Here is a 17,489-nt window from a genome sequence, read left to right as displayed (position 1 = left end):
CCGGATTATTGCCCTGCCATGCCCACCAGCCAAGCCACGACCCCCTCCCACAACCAGCTCGACACCAAGGCCCAGGCCTGGTCGGCGCTGTTTTCCGAGCCCATGAGCGATCTGGTCAAGCGCTACACCTCCAGCGTGTTCTTCGACAAGCGCCTGTGGCAGGCCGACATCGCGGGCAGCCTCGCGCATGCCGACATGCTGGCCGTGCAGGGCATCATCAGCGCTGACGACCACGCCAGTATTCAGCGCGGCATGGCGCAGATCAAAGAGGAAATCGAATCCGGCGCCTTCGAATGGAAACTCGACCTCGAAGACGTGCACCTGAACATCGAGGCGCGCCTGACGCAGCTGGTGGGCGATGCCGGCAAGCGCCTGCACACCGGCCGCAGCCGCAACGACCAGGTGGCCACCGACGTGCGCCTGTGGCTGCGCGGCGAGATCGACCTGATTGGCGATCTGCTGAAAGCGCTGCAGGTGGCGCTGGTCGATGTGGCCGCGCAGAACGTCGAGGTGATCCTGCCCGGCTTCACCCACCTGCAGGTGGCGCAGCCCGTGAGCTTTGGTCACCACATGCTGGCCTATGTGGAAATGTTCCAGCGCGACGCCGAGCGCATGGCCGATGTGCGCCGCCGTACCAACGTGCTGCCCCTGGGCAGCGCGGCCCTGGCCGGCACCACCTACCCGCTGGACCGGGAGCGCGTGGCGCGTACCCTGGGCATGGACGGCGTGTGCCAGAACAGCCTGGACGCCGTGAGCGACCGCGACTTCGCCATCGAGTTCACCGCCGCCGCCAGCCTGTGCATGGTGCATGTGAGCCGCCTGTCCGAGGAACTCATCATCTGGATGAGCCAGAACTTCGGCTTCATCAAGATCGCCGACCGCTTCACGACCGGCAGTTCGATCATGCCGCAGAAGAAGAACCCCGACGTGCCCGAGCTCGCACGCGGCAAGACCGGCCGCGTGGTCGGCCACCTCATGGGACTGATCACCCTGATGAAGGGCCAGCCCCTGGCCTACAACAAGGACAACCAGGAAGACAAGGAGCCGCTGTTCGACACCGTGGATACGCTCAAGGACACGTTGCGCATCTTTGCCGAAATGGTGGGTGGCCAACCCAACCCCGCCACGGGCAAGAAAGAGGGCGGCATCACCGTCAACGCGACCGCCATGGAGCAGGCCGCGCTCAAGGGCTACGCCACCGCCACCGACCTGGCCGACTACCTGGTGAAGAAGGGCCTGCCGTTCCGCGATGCCCACGAAACCGTGGCCCATGCCGTGAAGGCCGCCACCACCCACGCCTGCGACCTGTCGGAGCTGCCCCTGGCCGTGCTGCAGGGCTTTCACCCGCAGATCGAAAAGGATGTGTACGAGTGCTTGAGCCTGCGCGGTTCGCTCAATGCGCGCAACACGCTGGGTGGCACTGCGCCTGCGCAGGTGCGTGCGCAGATCGCCCGCCACCAGGCACGCCTGGCTGCATGACCGGTTTTTGAATGACATGTGGCGCTGGCGCTCTGGGGTATTGCGCAATATGCTCTTTATTCAATAGCATTTGAGCGCGCGTGAAGCCAGGTGCATCCTGCGCTCCATCCCGTCTTGCCGCGTTCTCCGCCCGGTATTTTCCTGAGGAGTTGGATATGACTTTGCGTCGCACCCTGATGCCGCTTGCCCTGCGCGGCCTGGCCGCCCTGGCGGCGGCGCTGGCCCTGTCCACCGCCCTGGCCCAGCCGGCCAAGCCGGTGCGCATTTTGGTGGGCTTCCCGCCGGGCGGCGGCACCGATGCCATTGCGCGCACGCTGTCCGAACGGCTCAAGGACGCGCTGGGCGTGCCGGTGGTGGTGGAAAACCGGCCCGGCGCCGGCGGGCAGATTGCCGCGCAGGTGCTCAAGGCTTCGCCGCCCGACGGCAGCACGGTGTTTCTGACGCACGACCACACCATCTCCATCCTGCCGCTGGTGGTGAAAACCCCCGGCTACCAGCCCGACCATGACTTCGTGCCCGTGGCCGGCTTTGCCACCTTTGTGAATGCCTTTGCCGTGTCGGGCGGCACCCCGGCCAAAAACTTTGACGAATACGTGCAATGGGTGCGTACGCAGGGTGGCGGCAAGGGCACCGTGGGCATTCCGGCGCCGGCCTCCACGCCAGAATTTCTGGTGAAGCTGGTGGGCGAGAAATTCCGGCTCGATCTGGTGTCGGCAGCCTACCGGGGTGCGGCACCCATGATGGCCGACATGCTGGGCAACCAGATTGGCGCGGGCGTGGGCTCGGTGCAGGATTTCATGGAAAACCACAAGGCCGGCAAGCTGCGGGTGGTGGCGGTGCTGGGCACCAAGCGCCAGGCGGCCATGCCCCAGGTGCCCACGTTGGACGAACTGGGCCTCAAGGGCTTTGCCGACCTGCCGTATTACGGCTTCTATGCCCCGGTCGGGACGTCGCAGAAACTCCTCAACCAGTTCGCCGTGGCGCTGGCCAAGGTGGTGGGCGAACCCGAGGTGCGCGAGCGCCTCACCGCCATGGGCCTCACGGTGGGCTTCATGACGCCGCAGCAACTGGCCGCGCGCGAAAACGCCTACACCGACACCTGGCGCCAGATCATCAAGGCCAGCGGGTTTGTGCCGCAATAGGCGGCGCGAACGCGGCCCTTCACGCCCTCGTCGGCCCGCGCAAGGCGCCAGAAGCCCTGGGCGTGCGATGCAGGCAGGTGCCGCGGTTCTCGTAAGCGCCTGCAATGCGGCGATTGGCGTGCCGCATCGGCCGCTGCCTGGGGCAACCTGTGGAACCAGTGCACGCACGGCGCCAGCACCCTCGCCATGCAGCTGGCGGGCCTGCTCGATGGTGACTGGCTGGTGACTGGCGCCAGGGCCCGGGCGGGCGCACGGTGCGCAGACCCCTTGTGCGCCTGTCTGTCTCTTCCCACTGGGACCGCAACCTGCACAACCGCTTTGCCAGCCATGCCTATGTGGAGTGATTTGGCCAGGCGTCCGATCAGGTGCGCGGCATCTTTGTGCGGGTGACCGACATCGCCGAGCGCAAGCGCATGGAAGACGCGCTGTTCGAAGAAAAAGAGCGCATGCACCTGACGCTCAAGGCCATTGGCAATGCCGTGATGTGCATCGATCTCGATGGCTTCAAGCAGGTCAACGATACGCTGGGCCACGACGGGAGCGACGAATTGCTGGTGCAGATCGCGCAGCGCCTCACGGAGGCCGGCGGCAGTTTCGCCTGCATGCGGGCGCGGATGCCGAGCCCGTGCGGGTGGCGCAAGAAAGCGGGACTGCGCCAGTTTGCTCCTTCAGTAAGCGCTTTTAGCGCTTGCTGTACAAGCGCTGGAGGTCGTTTTTAGGAAATTTTGTGCTGAGGTGCCGCGCCGCTGGCTTGCTGGCGCGAAATTTGTTGCAAGGCCGCGCAAATAAATTTGATGGCCCTGGCATGCGCCGCGGCCTACCATTCGACACCAACCCATCTGTTACCTGGAGTGTCCGCGTGCCCAATCTGTCCAAAATCACCTGCATCGAAGACCTGCGTGTCATTGCCCAGCGCCGCGTGCCGCGCATGTTCTATGACTATGCCGATTCAGGCTCGTACACCGAGGGCACCTACCGCTCCAATACCGCCGATTTCCAGGGCATCAAGCTGCGCCAGCGCGTGGCTGTGAACATGGAAGGGCGCAGCACCCGCACCACCATGATCGGCCAGGACGTGGCCATGCCGGTGGCGATTGCGCCCACGGGCCTCACCGGCATGCAGCATGCCGATGGCGAAATTCTGGGCGCGCGCGCGGCCAGGGCGTTCGGCATACCGTTCACGCTCTCGACCATGAGCATCTGCTCCATCGAAGACGTGGCCCAGCATGCCGGCCCCGGTTTCTGGTTCCAGCTGTATGTCATGCGCGACCGCGATTTCATTGAACGCCTGATCGACCGCGCCAAGGCCGCCGGCTGCTCGGCGCTGCAGCTCACGCTCGATCTGCAGATCCTCGGCCAGCGCCACAAGGACATCAAGAACGGCCTCTCGTCGCCGCCGAAGCCCACGCTCACGAACCTCATCAACCTGGCCACCAAGCCGCACTGGTGCCTGGGCATGCTGGGCACGAAGCGGCGCAGTTTCGGCAACATCGTGGGCCATGCCAAGGGCGTGGGCGACCTGTCTTCCCTGTCGTCCTGGACGGCCGAGCAGTTCGATCCGCAGCTCAACTGGGGCGACGTGGAGTGGATCAAGAAGCGCTGGGGCGGCAAGCTGATCCTCAAGGGCATCATGGACGCCGAAGACGCGCGCCTGGCGGCCAACAGCGGGGCCGACGCGCTCATCGTCAGCAACCACGGCGGCCGCCAGCTCGACGGTGCGCCCTCGTCGATTGCCGCGCTGCCGGCCATTGCCGAGGCGGTGGGCAAGGACATCGAGGTGTGGATGGACGGCGGTATCCGCAGTGGCCAGGACGTGCTCAAGGCCCGCGCTCTGGGCGCGCGCGGCACGCTGATCGGCCGCAGCTTTCTGTATGGCCTGGGCGCCTACGGCGAGGCGGGCGTAACCCGGGCGCTGGAGATCATTCAAAAAGAGCTCGATATCACCATGGCGTTCTGCGGCCATACGGACATCGATACGGTGGACCGTGGCATCCTGCTGCCTGGCACCTATCCCATCGCCTGAGTCCAGGCCGGTGCATCATCGGGTGGCCGCCACCGATGCAACCAGGCCTTGAGCGTGGCACGCGTCCACAGGATCTTGCTCGCGCGCAGCGCGGGCGAGTAGGCAGAGTCCTTCAGTGCCCCCGTGCGGCGCCCCACCACGCCTCGGATCTCTGTGCGATGTGATTGAACAGGCCTGAAGCCAAGACAATAAGCGCATGAAGCAAGGTAGCCTGGCCTGAGCAACACCATCAAGCGCACCCGCAAGCGCGAGTTCCTCGACGCCATGGCAATGGTTGTTCCTTGCTGGCATCTATTGCCCTCACCCCTGTCGCTGCCCCGCACACTCGCCTACCGCCCAATCCCTGAACGCCTTCACCAACGGCGTCTGCGCCCGCGCCTCGGGGTAGACCAGGTAATACGCATCGGTGCTCGTCAGCACCTGGTCCGACAGCTCCACCAGACTCCCCGCCGCCAGTTCCTGCTCGATCAGAAAGCGCGGCAACAGCGCCGCGCCCAGGTGGGAGACCGCGGCCTGGGCGATCATGGAGAAGTGTTCGGACTGGGGGCCGCGCAGGGCCAAGGCGGTGGGGGCGCCCACCAGCGCGAACCATTCGGCCCATTGCGTGGGGCGGGTGCTTTGCTGCAGCAGCACCACGCGGGTCAAGTCCTGCGGAGTGCGGATGTCGTGGCGGTCGCGGTAGCTGGGGCTGCACACGGGCACGGTTTCTTCGTGCATCAGGTATTCGCACACGGCGCCGGCCCAGTGCGGTGCGCCGAAGTGGATGGCCGCGTCAAACGGCGTGCCCGCAAAGTCAAAGGGCTCGGTGCGGGCCGAGAAGTTGACCATGGCCTCGGGGTGCAGCGCCATGAACCCACCCAGCCGCGGGATGAGCCAGCGCGTACCCAGCGTGGGCAGCACGGCCAGGTTGAGCAGGCCGTCGGCGCTGGAGAAAGCCATGGCTTTTTGCGTGCTGGCCGACAGTTGCTGCAGCACGTTTTGCACGTCGGCGGCATAGACGCGGCCCGCGTCCGTCAGCACCATGCGTTGGCGCACGCGGTGGAAGAGGGCGGTGCCGATCTGCTCTTCGAGCTGGCGGATCTGGCGCGACACGGCGCTTTGCGTGAGGTGCAGTTCCTCGGCCGCGCGGGACACGCTCTGGTGGCGCGCCGCGGCCTCAAAGGCCAGCAGATCGGCGGTGGAGGGCAGGAAGGTGCGGCGCAGCAGGGTCATGCGTGGATCATGCGTTGGGGGAATGATGGGTGTTGGCAGTCTGTGCACTGGTTTGCGTTACAGCGCATACAGGGTATGCGCGAGCAGCGCTGCAATTTCAGGCACTTCATTCTCCATTGTGATGAAGTAGTTCCATTTTTTTGCTATCCATTGGGGCGGTATTGGCGGATATTGGTGCATTCATGGCGTGGGTTCTCTTGCGCTGTTGTGTTTCTCCACACCCTTTTCACTTTTGCGAGCCGCCATGCCTGCAACCCTTACCGCCGCTTCCCTGGTGTCCAAAGCCGATCAACTGCTGCAGCGCCTGGGCGTGCCCCGTGCGGCCTACACGGGAGGCACGCTGGCTGCGCGCTCACCCATCACGGGCGAGGTGCTGGCCCAGGTGCTGCAGCACAGCCCTGCCGACGCCACCGCCGCCATCGGCCGCGCACATGCGGCCTTCCAGGCGTGGCGCAATGTGCCCGCACCGCGCCGGGGCGAGCTGGTGCGCCTGCTGGGCGAAGAGCTGCGCGCCGCCAAGGCGGACCTGGGCCTGCTGGTGAGCATCGAGGCGGGCAAGATTCCGTCCGAAGGCCTGGGCGAGGTGCAGGAGATGATCGACATCTGCGACTTTGCCGTGGGCCTGTCGCGCCAGCTGTACGGCCTGACGATGGCCACCGAGCGCCCGGGCCACCGCATGATGGAAACTTGGCACCCGCTGGGCGTGTGCGGCGTGATTTCGGCCTTCAACTTCCCGGTGGCTGTGTGGTCGTGGAACGCGGCGCTGGCGTTGGTGTGCGGTGATTCGGTGGTGTGGAAACCGTCCGAGAAAACCCCGCTCACCGCCCTGGCCACGCACGCCATTGCGCAGCGTGCGATGGCGCGGTTTGGAAGCGATGCGCCCGCGGGCCTGCTGGAGCTGATCGTGGGCCAGCGCGACATTGGCGAAGTGCTGGTGGATGACGCCCGCGTGCCCGTGCTGTCGGCCACGGGCTCCACCGCCATGGGCCGCGCGGTCGGGCCGCGCCTGGCAGCGCGTTTTGCACGCGGCATTCTGGAACTGGGGGGCAACAATGCGGCCATCGTGGCACCCACGGCGGATCTGGACCTGGCCCTGCGCGGCATTGCGTTCGCCGCCATGGGCACGGCGGGCCAGCGCTGCACCACGCTGCGCCGCCTGTTTGTGCACGAGAGCGTGTACGACCAACTGGTGCCCCAACTGGCCAAGGTGTATGCCAATGTGCAGGTGGGTGACCCGCGCGCGCCCGGCACGCTGGTGGGCCCGCTGATCGACCGCGCTGCATTTGACGGCATGCACAAGGCGCTGGAGCAAAGCCGCGCGCTGGGCGCCACGGTACACGGCGGTGGCCGCGTGGAAGGTGTGGGTGGTGCGGATGCCTACTACGTGCGCCCCGCGCTGGTGGAGCTGCAAAAACACGAAGGCCCCGCGCTGCACGAGACCTTTGCGCCCATCCTGTACGTGGTGCGCTACCGCACCATCGACGAAGCCATTGCCATGAACAACGCCGTGGGTGCAGGCCTGTCGTCGTCGATCTTCACGCTCAACGTGCGCGAGGCCGAGCTGTTCATGTCGGCCGCCGGTTCGGACTGCGGCATCGCCAACGTGAACATCGGGCCCAGCGGTGCCGAGATTGGCGGCGCGTTTGGCGGCGAGAAGGAAACCGGCGGTGGGCGTGAAGCGGGCTCGGACAGCTGGAAGGCCTACATGCGCCGTGCCACCAACACCATCAACTACTCCACCGCACTGCCGCTGGCGCAGGGCGTTACGTTTGACGTGTAACCCACGCGCTGCTGGCACCGCCCATGTTGACCGTTAAGGCCTCACACCCCATCGTCATCATTGGCGGTGGCGTCATTGGCAGCGCGATTGCGTACTTCCTCACGCTGCAGCAGCCGGGCTGTGAAGTGGTGGTGGTCGAGCGCGATCCGACCTACGCGCGGGCATCCTCCGCGCTGTCGGCCAGCTCCATCCGCCAGCAGTTTTCCACCGACATCAACATCCAGATATCGGCGTTTGGCATCGGTTTTCTGCGCAACGTGGGCCAGCTGCTGGCGTGCCATGGCGACGTGCCTGATATTGGTCTGCACGAAGGTGGCTACCTGTACCTGGCCACCCAGGCCGGTGAGGCCACGTTGCGCGAGAACCATGCACTGCAAAAGCAGCACGGTGCCGATGTGGCGCTGCTGGGCCCGCAGCAACTGGCCGAGCGCTTTCCATGGCTGGCGCTGCAGGATGTGGTGCTGGGCTCGCTGGGCCTGTCGGGCGAGGGCTGGTTCGATGGGTATCTGCTGCTCACGGCCCTGCGCAAGAAGGCGCAGAGCCAGGGCGTGCGCTACGTGGCCGATGAGGCCGTGGGGCTGGACACGGCGGCCAGTGACGGCGTGTTGCATGTGAACGCGGTGCGCCTGCACAGCGGTGCCGTGCTGCCCTGTCGCTGCGCCGTGAACGCCGGAGGTCCCTGGGCAGCTGCTATTGCCGGCTGGGCGGGCATTGACCTGCCCGTGGTCGGCAAGCGCCGCACGGTGTTCAACCTCGCCAGCCCTGCCGCGCTGCCGGGCTGCCCACTGCTGATCGACACCAGCGGCATCTGGCTGCGACCGGAGGGCAAGGGCTTTATCTGCGGCTTTACCCCCGCGCCAGAAAACGATGCCGACTTTGCCCCGCTGGAGCCCGAGTACGCCGCGTTCGAGGACCACATCTGGCCCACGCTGGCCGAGCGCATTCTCGGCTTTGAGGCACTGCGCATGCAGGGCGCCTGGGCGGGCTACTACGAGATGAACACCTTTGACCACAACGCGTTGCTGGGCCCGCACACCGCTTGCGACAACCTGGTGTTTGCCAACGGCTTCTCGGGCCATGGCCTGCAGCAGTGCCCGGCTGTGGGGCGCGGCCTGGCCGAATGGATTCTGACCGGCCGCTACCAGAGCCTGGACTTGTCGCCGCTGTCCATCGAGCGCATTGCGCGCCACCAGCCGCTGCGCGAAAAGAACGTGATCTGAGTTCCGCTTTTCTCAACCTGCCATCCACAACACACAAGGAGACAACGACATGGCATCTTTCCGCAAGGCAACGCTCACTGCGCTTGCCGCAGGTCTGGCATTCGCGTGCACGGCATTGGCCCCCGCGCATGCCCAGGCCCCTGGCACCAGCACGCTCGACAAGATCAAGGCATCGGGCAAGGTGGTGCTGGGCGTGCGCGAGACTTCGCCGCCCATGGCCTATGCGCTGGGCGCCAACGAGAAGTACGTGGGCTACCACGTCGAGTTGTGCGAGCGCGTGCTCAAGGAAATCGTGCCCCAGGCCAAGCTCGAATACATTGCCGTGACCGCGCAGAACACCTTGCCCCTGGTGCAAAACGGCACGCTGGACATTGGCTGCGGCCCCACCACCAACAACACCGCGCGCCAGCAGCAGGTGGCCTTTGCCGTGACCACCTACGTGAGTGAAGTGCGCATGGCCGTGCGCAAGGATTCGGACCTCAAATCCATCAGCCAATTGGGCAACCGCACCATTGCGGCCTCCACGGGTACAACCGCCGTGCAGCTGCTGCGCAGGCAAGAGCGCACGCTGGGCGCCCCCATCAAGACGGTGCTGGGCAAGGACCACCACGAGAGCTTCATGCTGCTGGAATCCGGCCGCGCCGACGCCTTTGTGTTGGACGACAACCTGCTGGCCGGGATGATTGCCAACTCCAAGGACCCATCGGCCTACCGCATCGTGGGCGAGCCCCTGGGCGCCGAGCCCATTGCCCTGCTGTTCCGCAAGGACGACCCCACTTTCAAGGCGGCGGTAGACGGCGTGCTCACCAAGTTCATGCAAAGCGGCGAGATGGAAAAGATCTACACCAAGTGGTTCGTGGCCCCCATTCCGCCCAAGAAAGTGAGCCTGAACCTGCCGCTGGGCACCATGCTGCGCCAGCTGTTTGCCGCCCCCAACGACAAACCCCTGGAGACTTACCAGCAATGAACGCGTCCATCCCCGCCACGGCCTTCCGCGCAGCCGACCGCCTGGGCGCCATCGGCGTCTCGGAAATCGTGCGCCTGACGCAAGAAGCCAACCAGCTCAAGCGCCAGGGCCAGCCCGTGATCGTGCTGGGCCTGGGCGAGCCGGACTTCGACACGCCGGACTACATCCTGGAGGCCGCGCAGCAGGCCATGGCGCGGGGGGAGACGCACTACACGGTGCTGGATGGCACGGCCGAACTCAAGGCCGCCATCCAGCACAAGTTCCAGCATGACAACGGGCTCAGCTTTGCGCTCAATGAGATCACCGCCGGTGCCGGTGCCAAGCAGATCCTCTACAACGCGCTGATGGCCACGGTGAACCCCGGTGACGAGGTGATCCTGCCCGCGCCGTACTGGACCTCGTACGCCGACATGGTGTTGATTGCGGGGGGCGTGCCCGTTGTCGTGCCCTGTACCGAGGCCAATGGCTTTCGCGTCACGCCCGAGCAGCTGGAGGCTGCCATCACGCCGCGCACGCGCTGGGTGTTCATCAACTCGCCGTCCAACCCCAGCGGCGCGGCCTACAGCGCCGAGCAATTGCGCCCCGTGCTGGAGGTGGTGGAGCGCCACCCGCGGGTGTGGCTGCTGGCGGACGATATCTACGAACACATCCTGTACGACGGCCGCGCGTTTGCCACGCCGGCCGCCGTGCGGCCTGCGCTGCGCGAGCGCACGCTGACGGTGAACGGCATCTCCAAGGCCTATGCCATGACGGGCTGGCGCCTGGGCTATGGCGCAGGCCCCAAGGCACTCATCGCGGCCATGGCCGTGGTGCAGAGCCAGGCCACGTCGTGCCCCTCGTCCATCAGCCAGGCGGCGGCCGTGGCGGCGCTGACCGGCCCGCAGGACGTGGTGGCCGCGCGCTGCCGCACGTTTCAGGCGCGGCGCGATCTGGTGGTGGCGTCGCTCAATACATCGCCAGGACTGCGCTGCCGCGTGCCCGAGGGCGCTTTCTACACCTTTGCCAGTTGCGAAGGCGTGCTGGGCCGCACCACGCCCGGCGGCATGCTGCTGCGCACCGATGCCGACTTCTGCGCCTACCTGCTGCGTGAGCACCATGTCGCCGTGGTGCCCGGCGGCGTGCTGGGGCTGGCGCCATACTTCCGCATCTCGTACGCTGCATCTACCGCCGACTTGCAAGAAGCCTGCGCGCGCATCCAGCGCGCCTGCCGGGCACTGTTCTGAATTTTTGATCCGATACCGCTGATATGAACACGACCTCCCTTACCCCTCGCACCGGCGGCCAGATACTGGTGCAGCAGCTCATCACCCACGGCGTGAGGCAGCTCTTTTGCGTGCCCGGCGAAAGCTACCTGGCCGTGCTCGACGCCCTGCACGATGCGCAGATTGCCGTCACCGTGTGCCGCCAGGAGGGCGGCGCGGCCATGATGGCCGAGGCGCAGGGCAAGCTCACCGGCCAGCCCGGCATCTGCTTTGTGACGCGCGGGCCGGGTGCCACCAATGCTTCGGCAGGCATTCACATTGCGCACCAGGACTCGACCCCCATGATCTTGTTCGTGGGCCAGGTGGCGCGCGGCGCCATGGGGCGCGAGGCGTTTCAGGAGCTCGACTACAGCGCCGTGTTCGGCACCATGGCCAAGTGGGTGGTGCAGATCGACGATCCGGCGCGCGTGCCCGAGCTGGTCTCGCGCGCCTTCCATGTGGCCACCTCCGGCCGCCCCGGCCCTGTGGTGGTGGCACTGCCGGAGGACATGCTGACCGAAGCCGCTGCGGTGGCCGATGCATCGCCTTACCAGGTGACGGAGACGCACCCCGGCGCCGTACAGATGGCCGAGCTTTTTCAGCGCCTGCAAGCTGCGAAGAGCCCTGTGGCGATTCTGGGCGGCAGCCGCTGGTCCGAGCAGGCCGTTCGCGAGTTCACCGCGTTCGCTGAGGCGTGGTCGTTGCCGGTGTACTGCTCGTTCCGCCGCCAGATGTTGTTTCCAGCCACACACGCGTGCTACGGCGGCGACCTGGGCCTGGGCGTGAACCCCAAGCTGCTGGCGCGCATCCAGGCGTCGGACCTGGTGCTGGTGGCGGGCGGGCGCCTGTCTGAAGTGCCCTCGCAGGGCTATGAGCTGTTCGGCATTCCCACGCCTGCGCAGTCCTTCGTGCATATTCATGCTGACGCCGATGAGCTGGGCAAGCTCTATCGCCCCACACAGGCCATCCACGCCACACCGCAGGCATTCACTGCGGCGCTGAATGCGGTGCGCCCCACGGCCGGTGTGCCCTGGAAGGCACACACCGAAGCCGCTCACGCGGAGTATTTGGCCTGGAGCGACCCGGCACCCATCCGCATCCCCGGTGACTTGCAGATGGGCCAGGTGATGCAGCATCTGAAGGACGTGCTACCGGCCGACGCCATCTTCTGCAACGGCGCGGGCAACTTCGCCACCTGGGTGCACCGCTTCTGGCCGTTCACCACCTATGCGAGCCAACTGGCGCCCACCAGCGGTTCCATGGGCTACGGCCTGCCCGCCGGTGTGGGCGGCAAGCGCCTGTGGCCGCAGCGCGAGGTGCTGGTGTTTGCGGGTGATGGCGACTTCCTCATGCACGGCCAGGAGTTCGCCACCGCCGTGCAATACGGCCTGCCCCTCATCGTGGTGCTGCTGGACAATGCCATGTACGGCACCATTCGCATGCACCAGGAGCGCGAGTACCCCGGCCGCATCAGCGCCACACAGCTCAAGAACCCCGACTTCAAGGCCTATGCCCAGGCCTTCGGCGGCCACGGCGAGCGTGTGGAGCGCACCGCAGATTTCGCCCCCGCCCTGGCCCGCGCGCGTGCCAGTGGCCTGCCGAGCGTGCTGCACTGCCTGATCGACCCGGAGGCCATCACGCCCACCGGTACACTGCAGGGCATTCGCAGCGCAGCGCTCGCCAAGCAGTAGCGGACGTCGGGCAATTACGGGGTTGCTGATGCTGGCCTTCATCGGGGTGGGGGAGCGTGTGGCGCGTGGCCGGCGGTAGTGCTCCAGGCAGTGGCGGGGTGATCGCAAGGCCCTGGATGGCAAGCCGCCGCGCACAATACCGGGTGTGACCGCCGCCGAGACCGATTTGCCTGCCGAACTTCCGCCCGCACAGCCTGCCTCAGGCGGCAAGCTGCGCCGCATCGCCCATCTCGACATGGATGCGTTCTTTGCCTCCGTCGAGTTGCTGCGCTACCCGCAGCTCAAGGGCCTGCCGGTGGTGATTGGCGGTGGGCGGCGCAAGGTGGACGATTGGCTGCTGCAAAGCCCCGATGGCACGGGGCCGCGTGAGCCGCGCTTTATTCCCGTGGCCGATTTCCCGTTGCTCAAGGATTACGTGGGCCGGGGTGTGATCACCACCGCCACCTATGCCGCGCGGCAGTTTGGCGTGGGCTCGGCCATGGGCATGATGAAGGCCGCGCGGCTGTGCCCTCAGGCCATCGTGCTGCCGGTGGACTTTGACGAGGTGCGCAAATACTCGCGCCTGTTCAAGCGCACCATCACCGAGATCGCGCCGGTGATGCAGGACCGGGGCGTGGACGAGGTCTATATCGACTTCACCGATGTGCCCGGAGGCCAGCGCGAGGGCGGGCGTGTGCTGGCCCGCCTCATCCAGAAAAGCATTTTCGACGCCACGGGCCTGACCTGCTCGATCGGCGTGGCGCCCAACCGCCTGCTGGCCAAGATGGCCAGCGAGTTCCACAAGCCCAACGGGATCTCCATCGTTTACGCAGAGGACCTGCAAGCCCGCATCTGGCCACTGCATGTGCGCAAGATCAACGGCATCGGCCCCAAGGCGGGCGAAAAACTGGCGCGGCTGGGTATCGAGACCATCGGCCAGCTGGCGGCACAGGATGCGCAATGGCTGATGGGCCATTTCGGCCAATCGACCGGCGCCTGGATGCACCGCGTGGCCTGGGGCCAGGACGACAGCCCCGTGGTGACCGAGAGCGAGCCCGTGAGCATGAGCCGCGAGACCACGTTCGAGCGCGACCTGCACGCCGTGCGCGACAAGGCCGAGCTCTCGCGCATCTTCACCGACCTGTGCCAGCGTGTGGCCGAGGACCTGCAGCGCAAGGGCTACGTGGGTAAAACCATTGGCATCAAGCTGCGCTATGACGACTTCAGGATTGCCACGCGCGACCAGACCATTGCGGAACCCACGCACGACGCGGCCACCATCCGCCGCGTGGCCGGGCTGTGCCTCAAGCGCGTGCCGCTGGACCGTCGTCTGCGGCTGCTGGGCGTGCGGGTGGGCGCGCTGGTGCGCCTGTCCGAGCACCCGCTGGCAGGCGGCGAGCCCGTTGCCGCCAGCACCCGCCCCGCGCGCAAGGCAGATCCGCACACCGCGCCGCTGTTTTGACCCTGCTGCGCTCCACCGTCGGGCACGGCCACTCCTGCGCCGGGCGGGTGAAAAACCGCCGCAAGGACGGCGGTATCTACGAGGTGCGGGCCAACGTCCCGTCCACCATGGAAAACGGCAAGCCGCGCGCCTGGCTGTCGGTGCGCACCAAGCCGGCCGAGGTGCGGCAGGCCGGACAACGCCATGAAATGCATACCCTGCGCCGGGAGGTCAGCGGTATTTCTTGACGAATTCTTACAAAAAACTTACAGTGATTTTCCCGTTTTTCGGGAGATCACCGTGACCCTGAACGAGCTGCAACGCATCAAGCAGTGGCATGTTGCGCACAAGGCAGACCACCCGCTGGAGTACCACCTGTGGGACCTGGTGCTGACGCTATGGGTGCTGGGCTGGGTGGGCTGGTTCCCCATCTGCACCTTGGGCGATCCGTGCACCGTGCCGGTGTGCCTGATCGGCATTTTTGCACCCAGCCTGTATGTGACTTGGCGCACGCGTGCGCACTTGCACCACACCTTGCGGTGCGACTGGATCGATGTGCCGGGATGACGTTTAGAGTCTGTTGACGATCTCCCACGCGATCCCCTGCGAGATCGTAAACAGGCGCTTACTGGCGCGCCGTGCGCACGTTGCTCGGCAGGCCCTGCGGATGGCTGGTGCGCAGCGGGTTGATGTCCAGGCCGCCGCGGCGCGTGTAGCGGGCATACACCGTGAGCTTGATGGGTTGGCAGCGCGTCCAGATGTCCATGAAGATGCGCTCCACGCACTGTTCGTGGAATTCGTTGTGGTTGCGAAAGCTCACCAGGTACTGCAGCAGCCCTTCCTGGTGGATCTGCGGGCCGCTGTAGGCAATCTGCACGCTGCCCCAGTCGGGCTGGCCGGTCACGAGGCAGTTGCTCTTGAGCAGGTTGCTGGTGAGCACCTCGGACACCGGGGCTTCGCCCAGCGCTGCGGTCAGCAGCTCGGGGGCGGGCTGGTAGCGCGTGCATTCCACATCCAGGCGGTCCAGGCTCAGGCCATCGAGTTCGTGCACGGGCTCGCGGTCGAACAGCTCGGGCAGCAGCAGCTTGACCCCCACGGTGGCCGGGTGCTCGGCGCCGCGCCACACGGCTTCGCTGATGTCGGCGCGGATGCGCGCCTGCACCTCGGCTGCGTCGGCAAAGCGCGTGTTGTTGAAGCTGTTGAGGTAGAGCTTGAACGACTTGCTTTCGACGATGTTGGGCGTTTCGCAGGGCACGGTGATGTGTGCCAGCGCCACCTGCGGTTTGCCGCGCGCATTCAGCCACGACAGCTCGAATGCCGTCCACAGGTCGGCCCCGAAGAAGGGCGCTGCGCCCGCAATGCCGATCTCGGCACGCTTGCCCGCGCGCGGTATGGGAAACAGCAACGAGGTGTCGTACTGGTCGGCGTACGCCGATGCCTTGCCCAGCTGGGATTGTTCCGGTGTGGTCATGGTGAATCCTTGTGCTATTTATTGAATCAATAGCTGTTAGCGCTTTATCTATAAGCACTGCAACCTGTTCTTACTTGAATTCCCGTTCGCGCAGCCACTTGGTGGCGATCCACTTGTCGCCCGCGATCACCGGCGCGCCGCCATGCAGCGTGCGGGTGGACGGGTCGGGGCGCGCGTAGCTGAAGAACACGGCGTTGCCGCGCTGCGGCGCCACCTCGATCTGCGCTTCCGGAAAGGTGGTGGCGCCGCCTTTTTCGGGCGTGTTCAGGTACATCACCAGCGTGCCCACGCGCTGCCCGCCACGCCGCACGATGGTGGAGGTGCCGGGCTCGCGGGGGTCGAAATAGTCGTAATGCGGCTTGTATTCGGCCCCGGGGCGGTAGTGCAGCACCTGCAGGCCCTCGCCATTCTCGACGGGCCAGTGCAGCAGGCGGGCAATGCGTGCTTCGATGCGCGCTATCAGCGGGCTCTCGCCACGCTGGAAGAACATGCCATCACTGGTGCGGTCGTCGTTGACTTCCTCGCCGCCCGTCTGCGTGGCCACCGTGAGCGAGCGGGCCATGCGCGGCGCGGCGCCAGCGATCAGGGCGTCGCACTCTTCGGGCGAGAGCAGGTGGCCAAACACCACGATGCGCGGCTGGGCCATGGTCAGCAGCACATGCGCGGTGCGGTCGCCGCAATCCACCAGGACAGGGGAGTCATGCAGCCAGGGTTCGGGTACCCGTGGCGCGGCCGGCGGGCCCTTGGGGGTGGCCATGGCGTCGAGGTGTTCCTGCAGCGTGATCTCCAGCACATCGGCGGCCAATGCCTCGTTCCAGCCCGCATCGCGCAGGGACTGCAGCATCGCGGGTGCCGCGTGGCCGGCCTGGGCCTGGGCCCTGATCCAGCGGCGCAGCTCGGGTGTGATGGCCTGCCGTGCGGCGCTGCGGCGCTGGGGGCTTGCAGCGGTGGTGTGCGGGTGCTGGTCAGAACGCGATGCCATGGCGGTCGTTCAACAGGGGCAGGGTTTCGTGCGGATTTACGCGGTGGACGCGGTCTTGCGCCGGAACACCAGGCGCTCGGGTTCGGAAGAGGCCGCAGCGAATGCGTAGCCTTCCAGATCGAATGCCTGCAGCTGGTGCGGGGTGGCCATGCGCTGCGTGATGGCATGGCGCGCCATCAGTCCGCGCGCGCGCTTGGCATAAAAGCTGATGATCTTGTAGGCACCGCCTTTCCAGTCCTCGAACACGCATTCGATGACGCGCGCCTTGAGCGCCTTGCGGTCCACGGCCTTGAAATACTCCTGCGAGGCCAGGTTGACCAGCACGGGCGTGGTGTCGGATTGCAGGCGGTGGTTGAGGTGCTCGGCAATCTGGCGGCCCCAGAACTGGTAGAGGTTGCTGCCCGCATCGGTGACCAGGCGCGTGCCCATCTCCAGCCGGTAGGGCTGCATCCAGTCGAGCGGTCGCAACACGCCATACAGGCCACTGAGGATGGCCAGGTGGCGCTGCGCCCAGTCCAGGTCGGGCGCAGTGAGTGTGCGGGCCTGCAGGCCTTCGTACACGTCGCCGTTGAAGGCCAGCAGCGCCTGGCGCGCGTTGGTGGCGGTGAATTTCGGTTGCCAGACTTCGTAGCGCGCCACGTTCAGGGCGGCAAGCGTGTCGCTCAGGCCCATCAGCGACGCGATGTCCTGGGGCGATTTCTGGCGCAGCACCTCGATCAGCTGCGCAGACTGCGGCACGAACTGCGGCAGGGTGTGCGGCAGATCCGCGGGCAGAGGTGTTGCGTAGTCGAGCGATTTGGCGGGAGACAGCAGGAACAGCATGGTGGGGCGTGGTGGTCCGGGGATCTCGGAAAGGAAGGC

At 66.3% G+C, this 17,489-nt stretch carries 16 protein-coding genes; 12 read left to right on the top strand and 4 right to left on the bottom strand.

Annotated features, from left to right (window positions below; translation table 11 throughout):
- Positions 1 to 18 precede the first annotated feature (18 nt).
- The 4 genes from argH to AC1Q5S_RS10475 all read left to right on the top strand — a co-directional run bounded on the left by argH (position 19) and on the right by AC1Q5S_RS10475 (position 4,644).
- Positions 19 to 1,479 carry an argininosuccinate lyase gene (gene argH, locus AC1Q5S_RS10490; RefSeq protein WP_303835867.1) on the top strand — a complete coding sequence of 487 codons (1,461 nt, stop codon included), beginning with the start codon at positions 19 to 21 and terminating at the stop codon, positions 1,477 to 1,479.
- Between the two features lie 155 nt (positions 1,480 to 1,634).
- The gene (locus AC1Q5S_RS10485; protein ID WP_303835865.1) at positions 1,635 to 2,621 is read left to right on the top strand and encodes a Bug family tripartite tricarboxylate transporter substrate binding protein; all 987 of its coding nucleotides are present in this window, start codon (positions 1,635 to 1,637) and stop codon (positions 2,619 to 2,621) included.
- A gap of 386 nt (positions 2,622 to 3,007) precedes the next feature.
- Entirely contained in the window at positions 3,008 to 3,340 is a 333-nt protein-coding gene (locus tag AC1Q5S_RS10480; protein ID WP_369693255.1) for a diguanylate cyclase domain-containing protein, read from the top strand.
- 140 nt (positions 3,341 to 3,480) lie between these two features.
- The gene (locus AC1Q5S_RS10475; protein ID WP_492238830.1) at positions 3,481 to 4,644 is read left to right on the top strand and encodes an alpha-hydroxy acid oxidase; all 1,164 of its coding nucleotides are present in this window, start codon (positions 3,481 to 3,483) and stop codon (positions 4,642 to 4,644) included.
- 300 nt (positions 4,645 to 4,944) lie between these two features.
- Here AC1Q5S_RS10475 and AC1Q5S_RS10470 read toward each other — a convergent pair whose 3' ends face one another.
- A complete protein-coding gene (locus AC1Q5S_RS10470) occupies positions 4,945 to 5,856 on the bottom strand; it encodes a LysR family transcriptional regulator (RefSeq protein WP_303835861.1) in 912 nt (303 codons plus the stop codon).
- A gap of 244 nt (positions 5,857 to 6,100) precedes the next feature.
- Here AC1Q5S_RS10470 and amaB point away from each other — a divergent pair, with 244 nt between their 5' ends.
- The 8 genes from amaB to AC1Q5S_RS10430 all read left to right on the top strand — a co-directional run bounded on the left by amaB (position 6,101) and on the right by AC1Q5S_RS10430 (position 14,742).
- The gene (gene amaB / locus AC1Q5S_RS10465; protein WP_492238829.1) at positions 6,101 to 7,636 is read left to right on the top strand and encodes an L-piperidine-6-carboxylate dehydrogenase; all 1,536 of its coding nucleotides are present in this window, start codon (positions 6,101 to 6,103) and stop codon (positions 7,634 to 7,636) included.
- Between the two features lie 23 nt (positions 7,637 to 7,659).
- Entirely contained in the window at positions 7,660 to 8,856 is a 1,197-nt protein-coding gene (locus AC1Q5S_RS10460; RefSeq protein ID WP_492238828.1) for an NAD(P)/FAD-dependent oxidoreductase, read from the top strand.
- Between the two features lie 49 nt (positions 8,857 to 8,905).
- Positions 8,906 to 9,823, top strand: coding sequence for an amino acid ABC transporter substrate-binding protein (locus tag AC1Q5S_RS10455; protein ID WP_303835855.1), 918 nt, complete (start codon positions 8,906 to 8,908; stop codon positions 9,821 to 9,823).
- Positions 9,820 to 11,046, top strand: a complete 1,227-nt coding sequence (locus AC1Q5S_RS10450; protein WP_303835853.1) for a pyridoxal phosphate-dependent aminotransferase — start codon at positions 9,820 to 9,822, stop codon at positions 11,044 to 11,046. The genes AC1Q5S_RS10455 and AC1Q5S_RS10450 overlap by 4 nt, the downstream gene beginning before the upstream one ends.
- 23 nt (positions 11,047 to 11,069) lie before the next feature.
- Positions 11,070 to 12,755 (top strand): thiamine pyrophosphate-binding protein, encoded by a 1,686-nt coding sequence (locus tag AC1Q5S_RS10445; RefSeq protein WP_492238827.1) that lies wholly within the window; start codon positions 11,070 to 11,072, stop codon positions 12,753 to 12,755.
- A gap of 235 nt (positions 12,756 to 12,990) precedes the next feature.
- Positions 12,991 to 14,196 (top strand): Y-family DNA polymerase, encoded by a 1,206-nt coding sequence (locus AC1Q5S_RS10440; RefSeq protein WP_303835874.1) that lies wholly within the window; start codon positions 12,991 to 12,993, stop codon positions 14,194 to 14,196.
- Positions 14,193 to 14,423 (top strand): hypothetical protein, encoded by a 231-nt coding sequence (locus tag AC1Q5S_RS10435; RefSeq protein ID WP_303835844.1) that lies wholly within the window; start codon positions 14,193 to 14,195, stop codon positions 14,421 to 14,423. The genes AC1Q5S_RS10440 and AC1Q5S_RS10435 overlap by 4 nt, the downstream gene beginning before the upstream one ends.
- Positions 14,424 to 14,475: 52 nt before the next feature.
- A complete protein-coding gene (locus AC1Q5S_RS10430; protein ID WP_303835842.1) occupies positions 14,476 to 14,742 on the top strand; it encodes a hypothetical protein in 267 nt (88 codons plus the stop codon).
- 58 nt (positions 14,743 to 14,800) lie between these two features.
- Here the strand turns inward: AC1Q5S_RS10430 and queF are convergent, their stop codons facing one another.
- The 3 genes from queF to yaaA form a co-directional block, all read right to left on the bottom strand.
- On the bottom strand, positions 14,801 to 15,646 hold the full coding sequence (gene queF / locus AC1Q5S_RS10425; RefSeq protein WP_422205135.1) for an NADPH-dependent 7-cyano-7-deazaguanine reductase QueF: 846 nt from the start codon (positions 15,644 to 15,646) through the stop codon (positions 14,801 to 14,803).
- Between the two features lie 70 nt (positions 15,647 to 15,716).
- Positions 15,717 to 16,628 (bottom strand): 2OG-Fe(II) oxygenase, encoded by a 912-nt coding sequence (locus AC1Q5S_RS10420; protein ID WP_492238826.1) that lies wholly within the window; start codon positions 16,626 to 16,628, stop codon positions 15,717 to 15,719.
- A gap of 36 nt (positions 16,629 to 16,664) precedes the next feature.
- The gene (yaaA, locus tag AC1Q5S_RS10415) at positions 16,665 to 17,450 is read right to left on the bottom strand and encodes a peroxide stress protein YaaA (RefSeq protein WP_303835837.1); all 786 of its coding nucleotides are present in this window, start codon (positions 17,448 to 17,450) and stop codon (positions 16,665 to 16,667) included.
- Between the last annotated feature and the right edge of the window lie 39 nt (positions 17,451 to 17,489).

The organism is Acidovorax sp. GW835-FHT14B10 (assembly GCF_058793725.1).
The sequence above is the reverse complement of the archived record's forward strand: the minus strand, read 5'-3'. Positions and strand labels throughout refer to the sequence as shown.

Coding starts and splice junctions, on each gene's coding strand:
- AC1Q5S_RS10420 (WP_492238826.1), bottom strand. CDS start 16,628: ATGGCATCGCGTTCTGACCAGCACCCGCACACCACCGCTGCAAGCCCC.
- AC1Q5S_RS10460 (WP_492238828.1), top strand. CDS start 7,660: ATGTTGACCGTTAAGGCCTCACACCCCATCGTCATCATTGGCGGTGGC.
- AC1Q5S_RS10445 (WP_492238827.1), top strand. CDS start 11,070: ATGAACACGACCTCCCTTACCCCTCGCACCGGCGGCCAGATACTGGTG.
- amaB (WP_492238829.1), top strand. CDS start 6,101: ATGCCTGCAACCCTTACCGCCGCTTCCCTGGTGTCCAAAGCCGATCAA.
- AC1Q5S_RS10450 (WP_303835853.1), top strand. CDS start 9,820: ATGAACGCGTCCATCCCCGCCACGGCCTTCCGCGCAGCCGACCGCCTG.
- argH (WP_303835867.1), top strand. CDS start 19: ATGCCCACCAGCCAAGCCACGACCCCCTCCCACAACCAGCTCGACACC.
- AC1Q5S_RS10485 (WP_303835865.1), top strand. CDS start 1,635: ATGACTTTGCGTCGCACCCTGATGCCGCTTGCCCTGCGCGGCCTGGCC.
- queF (WP_422205135.1), bottom strand. CDS start 15,646: ATGACCACACCGGAACAATCCCAGCTGGGCAAGGCATCGGCGTACGCC.
- yaaA (WP_303835837.1), bottom strand. CDS start 17,450: ATGCTGTTCCTGCTGTCTCCCGCCAAATCGCTCGACTACGCAACACCT.
- AC1Q5S_RS10440 (WP_303835874.1), top strand. CDS start 12,991: ATGGATGCGTTCTTTGCCTCCGTCGAGTTGCTGCGCTACCCGCAGCTC.
- AC1Q5S_RS10470 (WP_303835861.1), bottom strand. CDS start 5,856: ATGACCCTGCTGCGCCGCACCTTCCTGCCCTCCACCGCCGATCTGCTG.
- AC1Q5S_RS10455 (WP_303835855.1), top strand. CDS start 8,906: ATGGCATCTTTCCGCAAGGCAACGCTCACTGCGCTTGCCGCAGGTCTG.